At 44.6% G+C, this 12,977-nt stretch carries 14 protein-coding genes; 5 read left to right on the plus strand and 9 right to left on the minus strand.

The genetic code is table 11. The features are described from left to right. Positions 1 to 523, minus strand: a 523-nt coding sequence (locus P5683_RS07575; protein ID WP_315669432.1) for a PPC domain-containing protein, incomplete at its 3' end; no start/stop codon positions are given. Positions 524 to 1,543: 1,020 nt separating this feature from the next. Here P5683_RS07575 and P5683_RS07580 point away from each other — a divergent pair. Next, entirely contained in the window at positions 1,544 to 2,764 is a 1,221-nt protein-coding gene (locus P5683_RS07580; protein ID WP_006669659.1) for a DNA cytosine methyltransferase, read from the plus strand. On the opposite strand, the gene P5683_RS07585 is transcribed toward P5683_RS07580, so the two are convergent. Continuing rightward, entirely contained in the window at positions 2,676 to 3,491 is an 816-nt protein-coding gene (locus tag P5683_RS07585; protein WP_006620426.1) for a mannosyl-3-phosphoglycerate phosphatase, read from the minus strand. The genes P5683_RS07580 and P5683_RS07585 overlap by 89 nt on opposite strands. A 79-nt stretch (positions 3,492 to 3,570) precedes the next feature. Between P5683_RS07585 and rseP the strand changes: the two genes are divergently transcribed. Genes rseP through rpsN form a run of 3 tightly spaced genes read left to right on the plus strand, consistent with a single transcriptional unit; the run spans position 3,571 to position 5,682 of the window. Further along, complete coding sequence (gene rseP / locus P5683_RS07590; protein ID WP_006669657.1) at positions 3,571 to 4,671, plus strand: RIP metalloprotease RseP; 1,101 nt, start codon at positions 3,571 to 3,573, stop codon at positions 4,669 to 4,671. Positions 4,672 to 4,684: 13 nt separating this feature from the next. Next, a complete protein-coding gene (gene nth / locus P5683_RS07595) occupies positions 4,685 to 5,338 on the plus strand; it encodes an endonuclease III (RefSeq protein ID WP_006620428.1) in 654 nt (217 codons plus the stop codon). Between the two features lie 41 nt (positions 5,339 to 5,379). After that, a complete protein-coding gene (gene rpsN, locus P5683_RS07600) occupies positions 5,380 to 5,682 on the plus strand; it encodes a 30S ribosomal protein S14 (RefSeq protein ID WP_006620429.1) in 303 nt (100 codons plus the stop codon). A gap of 54 nt (positions 5,683 to 5,736) precedes the next feature. Here the strand turns inward: rpsN and P5683_RS07605 are convergent, their stop codons facing one another. Together P5683_RS07605 and P5683_RS07610 are read right to left on the minus strand one after the other, a co-directional pair. After that, entirely contained in the window at positions 5,737 to 6,066 is a 330-nt protein-coding gene (locus P5683_RS07605; RefSeq protein ID WP_006617915.1) for a hypothetical protein, read from the minus strand. Between the two features lie 31 nt (positions 6,067 to 6,097). Continuing rightward, complete coding sequence (locus P5683_RS07610; protein ID WP_006620431.1) at positions 6,098 to 6,577, minus strand: hypothetical protein; 480 nt, start codon at positions 6,575 to 6,577, stop codon at positions 6,098 to 6,100. 62 nt (positions 6,578 to 6,639) lie between these two features. On the opposite strand from P5683_RS07610, the gene aat reads away from it, so the two are divergent. Next, positions 6,640 to 7,218 (plus strand): leucyl/phenylalanyl-tRNA--protein transferase, encoded by a 579-nt coding sequence (gene aat / locus P5683_RS07615; protein WP_006669656.1) that lies wholly within the window; start codon positions 6,640 to 6,642, stop codon positions 7,216 to 7,218. Here the strand turns inward: aat and P5683_RS07620 are convergent. The 5 genes from P5683_RS07620 to P5683_RS07640 form a co-directional block, all read right to left on the minus strand. Beyond that, positions 7,215 to 7,427, minus strand: a complete 213-nt coding sequence (locus P5683_RS07620) for a hypothetical protein (protein WP_006669655.1) — start codon at positions 7,425 to 7,427, stop codon at positions 7,215 to 7,217. The two genes, aat and P5683_RS07620, sit on opposite strands and share 4 nt — an antisense overlap. Positions 7,428 to 7,667: 240 nt before the next feature. Continuing rightward, the gene (locus P5683_RS07625) at positions 7,668 to 9,857 is read right to left on the minus strand and encodes a CHASE2 domain-containing protein (RefSeq protein WP_008049657.1); all 2,190 of its coding nucleotides are present in this window, start codon (positions 9,855 to 9,857) and stop codon (positions 7,668 to 7,670) included. A gap of 103 nt (positions 9,858 to 9,960) precedes the next feature. Further along, on the minus strand, positions 9,961 to 10,881 hold the full coding sequence (locus tag P5683_RS07630; protein ID WP_008049656.1) for a vitamin K epoxide reductase family protein: 921 nt from the start codon (positions 10,879 to 10,881) through the stop codon (positions 9,961 to 9,963). A gap of 22 nt (positions 10,882 to 10,903) precedes the next feature. After that, a complete protein-coding gene (gene btpA / locus P5683_RS07635) occupies positions 10,904 to 11,770 on the minus strand; it encodes a photosystem I biogenesis protein BtpA (protein WP_315639541.1) in 867 nt (288 codons plus the stop codon). 123 nt (positions 11,771 to 11,893) lie between these two features. Beyond that, positions 11,894 to 12,175 carry a zinc ribbon domain-containing protein gene (locus P5683_RS07640; RefSeq protein ID WP_215905439.1) on the minus strand — a complete coding sequence of 94 codons (282 nt, stop codon included), beginning with the start codon at positions 12,173 to 12,175 and terminating at the stop codon, positions 11,894 to 11,896. Positions 12,176 to 12,977 lie beyond the last annotated feature (802 nt).

The raw sequence follows: 12,977 nt of genomic DNA on the forward strand, positions 1-12,977 counted from the left end.
CAACGCGGGGGTCAATGGTCAGGCTATAGTTGGGGTTACTAGCACCACTCCAACCCCAAACACGAACGTAGTAGGTTCCAGCGCCTAAGCCAGCCAAACTAATGCTCTCATTATCCGATACACTCGTTGAACTGCCGAGCCAGTTATTGTTGGCATCGTACAGGCGCATATCCACATCTCCTAGGCTGTGGAGGAAGTCAATACGAACCTCTGCACCACTGCCAGCAGTTCCATTAGTGGTAAAGCTGAACCAGTCATCATTTCCCGATACTATCACCAGCTCATTTTGGACTAGCTGTGAGGTGACAGTACCAAAATCGTGTGCAGCCTCAAAGCTGTGATTAGGAGCGAAACGGTCTTCGCTCAGAGATTCTGGAGTTGTAATAACTGGGTCGCCGTATGAAACTAGAGCATCTACAGAATCTGGAGTTGGAACATGATGTATTGTGTCGCTGTCCCAGCCATAAGGCCAGGGATATTCTGGAGCTGGAATCACATAGACATCATCAGAATGATATGGCATTTTTCTTCTCCATTAAACGAATACAAAAACCTAAGCCACCCCCAATCAGGGTGGATGTTTGTGATTTTCACAGGTGATCTAATCATCGAAGCTCAAAGTTTCAGGCAATTAGATCCGTTGAGTGTCAACTGGCAAATTTTTTCTATATTTAACTCCTGAGTTATCTCTTCTGGGAAAATGATTTCCTAGTGAATAGGTACAGACGGAGAGAACGCCTCTTATATCGATACTTGCCACGAAGAGGCTAAAGGCAACAGTGAAGAGGAAAATCCTGATTTCATCCTGGTTCGGAGATTCTGTGGCTGTAGCCTAGTTATCAAGACATAACCACTGCCTCTTGGCATGAAATTTACAACAGTGACGGGCCTCAATTCAGTGGTTACGGATGGGCTAAATCCTCAAAACTGCTTTCCCATAACGGTTGTGGCTATCATGTTTTTGGCGAGACTCAGTGACTATTTGAGATGGCTTGGGAAAAGCTATTAACTCTATATATATGACCTCCTGCAACCCTGACTTGACACCATTATATCCGCCGCTTAAAGGATTGGGAGTTTATTCATGAAAATTTAATATTTTTTGACATTGCTATAAATCACAGCCTGAATTTGCTTCAATAATCTTAATAATTCCTGCCCCCCGTCAAGGAGCAAGATTGTCAATATATTTCTGAGACTCGCCAGGATAAATGATCCCATCCCCTGATTAAGGGAACATTAACAAGTATGGAAACACTCCTGGCCTAGTTAAGAAATGTAAAAGGAGTTCTTCCCTGGTGGAGTGATGATAGGTCTGGTGGCTGGCGTATTTACAAATTTTACATGGATGGTGGCTCAGAAAACCTGGAAAATACTGGTGTTGTCAATAGGTGACAGTGAACTGCTATACTAGAATGGAGGAATTAATGGACTGATAGCAGATGATTATGCCTATTATCCTGGTATTGGTATCGTTCAATTTGCCAGGAATTAACCCTTAATGTTATCCTATCAATTTATGATTAATTTGTTTAAATAAAAAATGCCAATTTTAGATATTTTAAATGGGATTAAATGGCAAAATCGACCTAAGTTAATTTCCTTGTTTTCTGGGTGTGGGGGAATGGATTTACCATTTCATCGGGCGGGTTTTCAAGTGGTTTGGGCGATTGATTGTAATGAGGCGGCTTGTCAGACTTTTAGGCGGAATATTTCCGAGAATATCGCCTGTGATAATATTCAAGAAATTGAGATCACTAAAGTTCCCCAAGCTGACTTAATTACCGGAGGTTTTCCCTGTCAAGATTTTTCGATGATTTGGAAGCGTCCCGGACTCACCGGAACCAGGGGAAATCTGTATACCTACTTTTTAGAGTTTATTCGTCACCACCAACCTAAAGCATTCATTGCGGAAAATGTCAAGGGTTTACTCAGTGCCAATAAATATAAGGCGATCGCTAAAATTATTGCGGATTTTGAAAACATAGAACCGGGTTATGTGGTCAAGCCAAAACTGTACAATTTCGCCGATTATGGAGTCCCCCAATATCGGGAAAGGGTCTTAATTGTGGGGGTAAGAATGGATACAGGCTTTAATTTTATTCATCCTTCCCCGGAATATGGAAGCGATCGCCTTTATCCCTATCTCACCGCCAAACAAGCCTTAAAAGACGTGGAAAAAGTGGCTGATAATAATGAACATCAAAGGATCCATTCTCGCACCGTCGAAATTATCAAGCGCATTAAACCAGGGGGAAATTATACAGATATTCCCCAAGATAGCGAATACTATGTCAAAGGAATGATTAGTCATGTATATCGACGACTCCACCCAGACCAACCCTCCACAACTATTATCGCTGGGGGTGGTGGGGGAACTTGGGGTTATCATTATCAAGAACCGCGATCGCTGACTAACCGGGAACGTGCGAGGTTGCAGACTTTCCCGGATGATTTTGTCTTTGAAGGGTCTGTAACCGAAGTTCGTCGTCAAATTGGAAACGCGGTTCCTCCTGATGGTATGGTAGCATTAGTCAAAGCATTAATCCCACTATTTAACAACTCATATCAACCCGTAGATTTATATCAATTTAATCAGGAATTACAGAAACTTTCCCTTAGCGATCGCCTCAAATTAGCCAATTCCGAATCAGCCATCAACTCCCCAAATAGTCTCAGTAGCTTAACCCTTTCACCTCCTCAGCCACAGCCACCCCCCAACCCACAGAACCAGGAAAAGGAGCCACTTTCCAGCCTTGATTAGTCAACCCAGGATGTACCCCTTTTATTCCGGGTATAATAATCGGAATATCAACCACCTCCAACATAGCCAAATCATTAGGACTATTCCCCAAACCAATAGTCGTAATACTTTCCCCCCTATTAACCTGTTGATATCGATTAACCAGCCATTGAACCGCGCCACCTTTTCCCGCCTGGTCTCCAATTAAATGAGAAAAGCGATCGCCAACCACCACATTAAACCCCAGGGCTTTGACCTGATGTGCTAACCTCTCCGGATCCACATGGTGAGGAGTAATAAAAGGCTCAGTAAACTCTCGATTTTTTGCCCGTTGTGCTTCCGGTTCCGACAAACCAGTTAACTGCATAATATCGGCAATATTCAAATCACCGAACCCCGTCAAATCTTCACCAATCGCCGCGCTCAAATCTCGCAAACCGTCGCGCACTTGTGCATAAACACATCCCCGTTGCCTCAAATAGTATTTTCCCGCCCTTTTCATATCATCAGAAAACAGATAATCTTGATGTGGGGGAATAAAAATAGCACTGCCGTTTTCCACAATAAACGAATCCGTCAACCCGATTTCTGTTGATAATACCTCCACCTCGGCGCGAGTTTTGCTGCTGACCGGGATAATCGGGATCTGTTGTTGTTGGAGGTCTGCGATCGCCCTTATAGCCCCATCGTAGCCATAATCATCAGAATTTAGTAGAGTACCGTCTAAATCAGTAAAAATTAGCAACATAGCACAAGCCCAACACAGCCAAAGCAGTGATATAATGACAAAATTATCACCCTAGTAGTTAGTATATTTGGAATTGTTCATGTCAGTTTTGGCTGCGATCGCGGTTCTTGGAATCTTAATCGTCGTTCATGAGCTTGGCCACTTCATGGCGGCGCGACTTCAACATATCCACGTTAATCGATTCTCCATAGGCTTCGGTCCCGTTTTGTGGAAATATCAAGGCCCAGAAACTGAGTATGCACTGCGAGGCTTTCCCTTGGGGGGTTTTGTCGGCTTTCCCGATGAAGATCCCGATAGTGAAATCCCCAAAGATGACCCAAACCTGTTGAGCAATCGACCAATTTTAGATAGGGCGATCGTAATCAGTGCTGGTGTAATTGCTAACTTGATTTTTGCCTACTTGTTATTAGTGGTTCAGGTAGGAATGATTGGCGTTCCCGACTTTGACTATCAACCGGGTGTCCGAGTCCCCTCTGTAGCCAGTGATGTTAGTTCAGCGGCGGCGAAAGCTGGGATTGAGGATAATGATCTAATCATATCCGTGAATGGAGAGGAACTAGGAGCCGAGTCTAAGTCCATTACCCGCTTGATTGAGGTAATTCAGTCTAACCCTAACCAACCTCTAAAAATGGAAGTTCAACGGGGCGATCGCATTATCCCCGTAGAAGTGACTCCAGAACCAGGCTCCGATGGTAAGGGTCGTATTGGAGTACAACTAAGCCCTAACGGTCAAATTGTCCGTTATCAGGCTGATGGGATAATTGATGCGTTTGTCAAAGGTGCTGAGGAATTTCAGCGGATTTTTAACTTGACTTTGGCGGGGTTTTCCCAACTGATTAATAATTTTCGGGAAACAGCTCCCCAACTTTCCGGTCCCGTCGCTATTGTGGCGATCGGTGCTAATATAGCCCGTTCCGATGCTAGTAATTTATTCCAATTTGCTGCCCTAATTAGCATCAACCTCGCTATAATTAACATCCTCCCTCTCCCGGCTCTTGATGGCGGTCAGTTGGCGTTTCTGCTGATTGAAGCCCTACGGGGTAAACCTTTACCGCAACGGGTACAAGAAAGCGTCATGCAAACCGGATTGATGTTGTTGTTGGGGTTGGGTATTTTCCTGATTATTCGGGATACTGCCAATTTAACCGATCTCAGTTGGGTGCGATCGCTACTCCAATAGGATTGAGCCAAAAATGAGCAGCCACCAACACCATAAACTCCGACATCGCGCCCTAGAAGTTCTTGTGCGTCTCAAGCGTTTATATCCTGATGCCGCTTGTACTCTCAACTATGAGACACCTTTACAGCTATTGGTAGCCACTATCCTCTCAGCACAATGTACTGATGAACGGGTTAATCAGGTGACACCAGCTTTATTTAAGCGCTTTCCTGATGCTTTCTCTTTGGCGACCGCGGATTTGCAAGAGCTGGAAACTTTGGTGCGATCGACTGGATTTTATCGCAACAAGGCTCGCCATATCAAAGAATCAAGCCGGATGATTGCTGAGAAATTCGGCGGGGAAGTTCCTAAACGCATGGAACAATTGCTCGAATTACCCGGAGTAGCCCGTAAAACCGCTAATGTGGTCATGGCTAATGCTTACGGGATTAATATGGGCGTGACTGTTGATACCCATGTGCGTCGTCTCAGTCAACGGCTGGGATTGACTCAGCATAAAGACCCCGTTCGCATTGAGCGGGATTTGATGCAGGTTCTACCTCAGCCAGATTGGGAAAATTGGTCAATCCGATTGATTTATCATGGGCGTGGGATCTGTACAGCCCGCAATCCGGCGTGTTACAATTGCAAATTGTCAGATTTATGCCCATCAGCACAGATCGGCTAGTAGGATTATCTAAACTTGATTAGGAGGCGTTAACTCTAAAAATGGCTAAAAAAAGCATGATCGAGCGTGATAAAAAGCGCAAAGAATTGGTTGATAAATATTCCGACAAGCGCCAACAACTGAAAGAACAGTTTGACAGTGCTACTTCTCAGGCGCAAAAAATGACTATTCACCGCCAGATCCAGCAACTACCCCGCAACAGTTCTCGCACCCGTCTGCGGAATCGATGCTGGGTAACAGGACGGCCTAGGGGATATTACCGCGATTTTGGCTTGTGCCGCAACCAATTGCGAGAAATGGCTCACCAGGGACTTTTACCCGGTGTGGTTAAGTCTAGCTGGTAGGATCGGTATCGATGGGGAGTTGGGATAATTCCCCGATTCCCGATCAACACTTGACTACTGACCGCAGCAACGCTCGTATCCTAGGCTCTGTAATAGTAAATCGCTGACGGCATTGGCGATCGCAAACTCACCGAAAAAGGTTTTGGAAAAGTCGAATGATTCCATCTCCGTCACAATGGCGATCACTAAGCAGCCTAGATCGTTTTCCCCCTCTATGCGCTGGCGCACGAAAATCTGTGAGGCGCGTTCCGCTATCTCGGCGTTCACCGCTTCCGGTATAAATTCGCGATCGAGCCAGTCATGTAACGTCTTTTTCAGCCACTCCCCTTCCTGTAGGGGATTTTCAACAGGGGGTAGGGTAATAGGTTTGGGCGGTTCAGCCATAATCATATTATCTCTAGTGTGTTTGCTTCAGTTAGTTTTGAATGACAGTCACAACTGGTGACTCTAAGGTTTTTTCTGTCCCAGTTTGATCATCTCGGTCCAGTTGCTCTATTCTAGCTTGGATCAATGCTACTAGGTGAACTCTCACCATTTCCGCAAATATGCGGTTAATCGATGATTCTACCTGGTTAGCCTCGATTTTGCAGCAAACTTGATAGGTTTTATACTTCTTGACTTTATAGGTCTTCGTTTTGGGGTCTAAAACTTTATTGGTGGTGGTGCGACTCTGAATTGATACTGATGGCTTGGGGCGACGATACCAAAATAGACGATAGGACCGAGTATTTTCATTACTCTGAAACCGTAAAATTGTGTCCGTTGAACCCCACATTCTCACAGTGTAAGCATTATCAACTTTGTGGATCCGTAAATATCCCCAATCTTTTTCGGTTTGATTTAACAGTTTGCTTAAAGTATTCTCCAGCATCGGATAAGAAAGATTGTTAACCATATTATTGAATCAATAAAAGCTGATTTTAGACTAACTTACCATTCTATCACATTTCGGCGAATATGCAATATGATATATCAGCAATTATTGAAGGATATGCTCAAGGCTATTTCTTAATGGCAAATGATGGGGAAGACTCCCTAGGATGGTACAGCAGCCACCAACGAGCCTTGATTCCCCTAGATGAACGTTTCCGCTATCCGCGATCGCTTCAACGATTCCTTAATCAAAATCGCTTTCAAGTCGCGATTAACGGCGATTTTGATGCAGTGGTGGAAGGCTGCGCTGACCGCGAAAATACTTGGATTTCGGCGGAATTAAAGCGCATTTATCAAGTATTGAATAGACAGGGATGGGCTCATAGTTTCGAGACCTGGGAAGGCGATCGCCTCGCTGGGGGGATTTTGGGAATTGCGATCGGCGGCGCTTTTATCGGCGAGTCTATGTTCTTTAATATTCCTAACGGCTCAAAAGTAGCAATGGTCAAGCTCGTTGAACACCTGCAAAAACGGGAATTTTGCCTATTTGATGCCCAAATGAATAACCCTCATTTAGAGCGTTTTGGGGCTTTTATTGTCAGTAAAAAACAATATAATCAGTTACTGTCAAAAGCCCTCAAAAAAAGGTGTTTTTTTGATTAATAAGCCCCGCCGCCTCCTCCTGAATTAGGAGTATCGTTAACAGGAGGATCTTGGGCTTGACAGGCTGAAGCATTAAAGGGATTATTGCAGGCTGCTACAACTTCACCGTCACTAAGGGACGAGTTTCTAGCCTCAGCAACAGTGGTTATGCTGAACGTAGACCCGATGACTAAAACTAAGACAGTTGTAAATTTGAGTAAGCATCTCATAATGGAACATAACCTCTGTGAACTCAATCGCCTGATTCTCGGCTCATAGATTCCCTTTACTGTCTACACTTAATTATATCAGTGATTTTACGGATGTATTTTTCTCCGAAGAGCTAGTGAGCCAACACACAATCTCTAAAGTGGTATCCTGCCACGGATCTAGCTTTTGTAAAGAATTGTTAAGTTTTCAGATATAGACCCTCACCATTTAATATACAGCACTAAGTATTTTTAGACAAGTCACGCTTCTGTAATATTTGGAGGTACAGGGGGGGTCAACTCATAGGAGTTCTGATGTCGGCTTTTGGCGCGATACATAGCCGCATCAGCTTTTTGAACTAAAGTTTCATAATCTTGACTGTCCAGGGGATAGAGGCTAATTCCGATACTCAGACCGATGGTAATAACATGGCCATCGAGTTCTGACTCTTGAGTTACCTGGTCTAGTATTTTTTCCGCCACCCTGACCGCATCAGCATGACTAGGGATTCCTGGTAGGATGATAGTAAATTCATCACCCCCAAGGCGACTCACAGTGTCACTAGCGCGTAAACAGCCTCGCAAACGTTCGGCGACCAGTTTAAGCACTAAATCCCCGACATGGTGTCCGTATTGGTCATTAATAGGTTTAAAATTGTTAAGGTCGAGAAAAAATAGCCCGACAAACTTTTGATTAGTATCAGCCCAGATTAAGGCTTGGGTGAGGCGTTCCTCAAATAGTTGGCGGTTGGGTAAACCTGTGAGGGGGTCATGGTCAGCCCTTTGCTGAAGTTCAGCGTTATATTTTTCCAGCTGTTCGGCTAGTTGTCGGAGGGTTTCTTCGGATTTTTTGCGTTCGGTAATATCGCGAATTATCCCAACCAAAAACAGATTACCTGCTGCGTCTTTATGAAGCGATCGCTTAGTCGCAATCCAGTGATTAACGCCACTAGCATCAGTTAATTTTTCCTCATTTTCCTGTTCCCAGTTAGTCTGAAAAGCCAGTTCATCCTGTTCATAAAAAAGATCCGCTTCCCTCTTCGGGAATAAATCATGGTCACTTTTCTTTAAAATCATCTCCACCGGGAAGCCTACCAATCGCGAATAGGCTTGATTAACCACCATTTTTTTATGGTCTTTAGTTTTGACATAAATAGGGTCAGGAATAGTGTTAATAATGCTATTAAGGAAATCGGTTGAGCGTTTAAATTCTTCTTGAATATGTGCTAAGTAAGTGGTGACTACAATACCAGAAGCCCCCAGGGTAATTAAAGGTGGTACAACGGGAATCCACCAGCCCATTAAAAGCACTAGATAAGCGCCTGTAAAGATACCGCCGCTAAGTAAAATAATCATCAATATGGAACGATAAGGCGATCGCAGTTTCCAGGACAAACTAGCACCGACCCAAGACCAGAAGATAATCCAGAGCCATTCTACAGGTTCTGACCAACTAGACATTAGGGGACGTTCTTCTAGGATTGTAGTTAAAATTTGGCTGAGAAAATTAGCATGAAGTTCCACGCCATAAATAAAACGAGGTTCTTCAAATAGACTGCTACTGTAGGGGGTTAAGTGAAAATCTTTGACACTAAAAGCCGTAGACCCAATCATGACAATGCGATTTTGAAATAGAGAGGGTGGGACATCTCCATTCAACACATCTCTGAGGGAAACGGTTTTAAAACCTACAGCGGGATTGCGAAAATTAGCTAATACTTGATAACCAGCATTATCAGCGCGGACATAAGGCCCATCATTGGGTTGAAATTTCGGAAAAACCACCCCATTAAATTGCACTTCATAATTATCAGTTAAAGTGGGAAAAATGCCATGATATTCCAGTTCTATCAAAGCCAACTGAAGCGCAAAACTCCGTCGAGTCTGACCATCATCACTACCAGCATATAATAAATTGCGACGGATGCGACCATCGGAGTCAATGACAAAGTTATTAAATCCGATCATACCTATTTCCGCCAAAGCCGGGGGAGGTGGAACGGCGGCGACTTTAAGAGTTTCCAGGAGTTCAATACCAATCAAATTAGGAATATTTGTTAAGGCTTGGGTAAATTCATCGTGACCGGGTTCCATGGGTATACCCCGATATAAATCCAAACCGATCGCCCTAGGTTCTGCGTGATTAATAATGTATAATAAATCAGCTAAAATGGCATCAGAAACGGGGAACCCATACTCTCTTAAATCCTGTTCATCAATACCAATAATCACAATCCGGTCTTCTGGAGATTCCGGGAGACGAGCGCGGACTAACACATCAAAAACAGCTAATTCGGAGGTTTGTAGAAGTCCTACAAGCCTGACTATAAGCACAGCCGCCGCCACTCCAGAAGAGGTAATCCAGATATGCTTACGTTCCAAAAACCATAATTTTAGGGAAGTTAAAGCCTGCTGAGGATACTTACTAAATCCCTGTAAGATTCTGAACATCCGATCGCTTATCCCTCAAATGTGATGGAACTCAGACCCACCCTGATTATAGACAGTTCAAATTATGGTGAGAGCGATCGCTCAACCTCAGAACCTGTGAAAGTTAATCAAAGGAAGAATTAGCAAAATCCTGTCTGTCTTGATAATCAGACAACTCCGCCAGTTTTTGTAAAGATAACCGTCCCTGGTAGAATTTCTGGTTAATTTCCCAAGTCGGATAAGCATTAATTCCAGCTTGTTGACACAGTTGTGGTCGCGCGTTAGGACCCTGTGGATCGCACTCTACATAGTCCAGTATAGCAAAAGCCTGACGGCCAAAAAGCTGCTTTTGTTCGTAGCAATGGGGACACCAATAAGCACCAAAAGTTTTAGCGCCAATCTGTTTAAGATGGGTAGCGAGGGATATTTCGGCTGCGCCTGAATTAGTAGTAATCTGACGGCTGACGAGGGTAGGTGGCTGAGTGGTTGAGGTAGGTTGTCCACCATAAACCCCCAGGACAGTGACCAAAGCCACCATAGTCACAGCCACCCCAACTAAAAGCTGTTGTCCGAAATCATCCCAAAATCGCCCCACCATAGTCAGGAGAAAGAGACTAATGGAGAAAATGGCGGAAGCCACACAGTAGGGACAAAAGGCTTGCAGTTCAAAAGCCAGCAGATACATCAAAAAGCCACTGATAACGGCCATGACGGTAGCCAAACCAAACATAATCCACCAGGTAGCGGATTCTAATTTAGTCCGTAGTTTTTTTTGACTGGAGGGATTGACCAGCCAGGGGGTAGCGGCTAGACTTGCCATAGTGAAATAGGCTAAAAACCCAAATAGGCTAATGGGTATCCCCGCCACGGTGGCTAATGGACTATTGAGAACTTCATGACATCCTTGGGTAGGACAGACAGCCACTCCCCCCAAGAGTTTAACCCCAGTTAAATAGGCAGTTTCGATCGCCCCTATAATAGCGATGGTGAGAATAATTAGACGAGAGTGGCGATAAATCCAGGGAGTAGAAGGACTGCTAACCATAGGAAATGTTTTCAGTTTCTGATTAGGGTTTCAGTTTACTAGGTAGTTCCGACTGTGGTTTAAGTGTCCAGGGGTCTGTTGTTCCTGGCTGTAAACCACGCTGCATAGCCTCGACAAACTGACTAACGCGACTGGGATCAATAGGTTGGCTAATGCGGCCATGTCGTTTAAGGGAACTGGCAACAATCACGCCATCAGCAGCTTTAATGAGGGTAGAAATATTTTCATAATCAGCCCCACTGCCGATAAATACGGGAGTATCACCCGCTGTAGTCCGCGCTAGTTCCAGGTCTTCCAGACTAGGGGGACTACCAGTAGACCAGCCTGATAGAATAATTCCATCAGCTAAGGCTCGTTCTGTGGTTTCCTTAACTGCTGTTGTCAGATTGGGAGAACCCAGAGGTCGGCCATGTTTGACTAGGACATCTGCCAAGATTTTAACATCGCTTCCTAATTCTCGACGATAGCGCAGGAGTCGGTGAGCATTGCCTTCAATTATTCCCTGGTCGGTAGCCATCACGCCGTTTAAGACGTTGACACGAATGAATTGGGCTCCTACACAGGATGCGATCGCCAAAGCGCTTTCACCGTCATTTCGCAAGACATTGACTCCCAGGGGGACTGTAACTAGATTCATCAGCCGTTGGATAATCATGGTCATGGCGCTGACCACCGCTGGATCTACCTTATCTTTAGCAAAGGGAGAATCAAAAAAGTTCTCGACAATTATACCATGTACACCCCCGGAGGCGAGGGCAGTTGCTTCTTGTTCAGCGCGATCGATTACTGCTTTGATATCCCCACCCCATCGAGGGGAGGTGGGAAGCGGCAGCAGATGCACTACTCCAATGATGGGATTTTCAGTGTTAAAAATTTGATTTAAGTCCACAGATTTACCTTAAACCGCCAAAATGTGATCAGCCCCTTACCGGCCGAAACTTTTAGCATACAACTGCTACGGTGTTTTTGACAGATACATTTAACCAGGAAAAATCTGGCAATAGCCGGAAGTTTATGAGTATGGCACCATCTGGAATGAGGTAATCACGCCATTAGTGGAGGTATCTCTCAAAGCCAAGGGCAGAATGTTAAAGGCTCCATTAATATCACGTCCTATCCTATGACCACAATTAGGGCAAACAAATTGTTTGTTGCCTCCTAGTTGGGTGTGAATGTGACCACATTTTGAACAGGTTTTGCTGGTGTACTCTTTCGTTACGTCCGGGGGCGGGTTTACAAAGCTGATTCTTCTTAGTGGGGGCTGATCGCAGAACCCGCCCCTACACACAGCCATACTTAGCTGCTTGATGCTTCAACAAAGTCTGAAAACGGTAATGAGCCCATGTCACCATGGCGCGTCCCGTTTTCGTGGCCAAGCGTCGTTTTCCTCTCTTGACCAGATTTTTCACTTCAAACTTGGGCAAAAATATTAGTTTATACTTGGTGGTGCGAGACGTTCAGATACGAAATAAGGCGGTAATGCCTGAAATAGCTATCTGGTGGGGCTTCAACCCCTTGGTTGAATATAAGAGGCTCGCCTCTGACCGACCCCATAACTGTTTATATGTCCCGACGTTTGGTATCATACGATACCAAAACCCGGCAGGGAACCCCAGGTTAACATACTCTGTAACAATTCGTAACAATTCTTAACATAACGGAAACGTAACGAAACAGAGGTGAGGGTAACGGCGATAGCCACTCCTAGTTTCAGGACCCACAATCCTGGGATTGAAGCGGGGAACGGAAGGCTCCGAGGTGTAACCCAACACCAGAATCGAGACCACTGCCAACCATCCATGATTAGGGAAACCAAATGTCCGGCTTGAACCATCGTCAATACTAAGCAGCGAAATAGGTTGATACGCTGCGTTCAAAAGAACAAGGGGAAAAGTAGGAGCAAGAATTTAATCCAAGATTTGCTTAACATCTTAAGACAATAAGGTACAATACCCCAAAAGATTCGCAACTCAATAATGAATATACGGTCAAACCCCAGACCATGCCAAATTTCCCTGACGACATACTCATCAAGTCGGATTCATGGTAAAATCCAATCATGGTGCGAGACGTTTAGGAGTCAAATAAGGCTGCAA

The organism is Limnospira sp. PMC 1279.21, from assembly GCF_032349615.1.
In the GTDB taxonomy this organism is placed as follows: Bacteria; Cyanobacteriota; Cyanobacteriia; order Cyanobacteriales; family Microcoleaceae; genus Limnospira; species Limnospira fusiformis.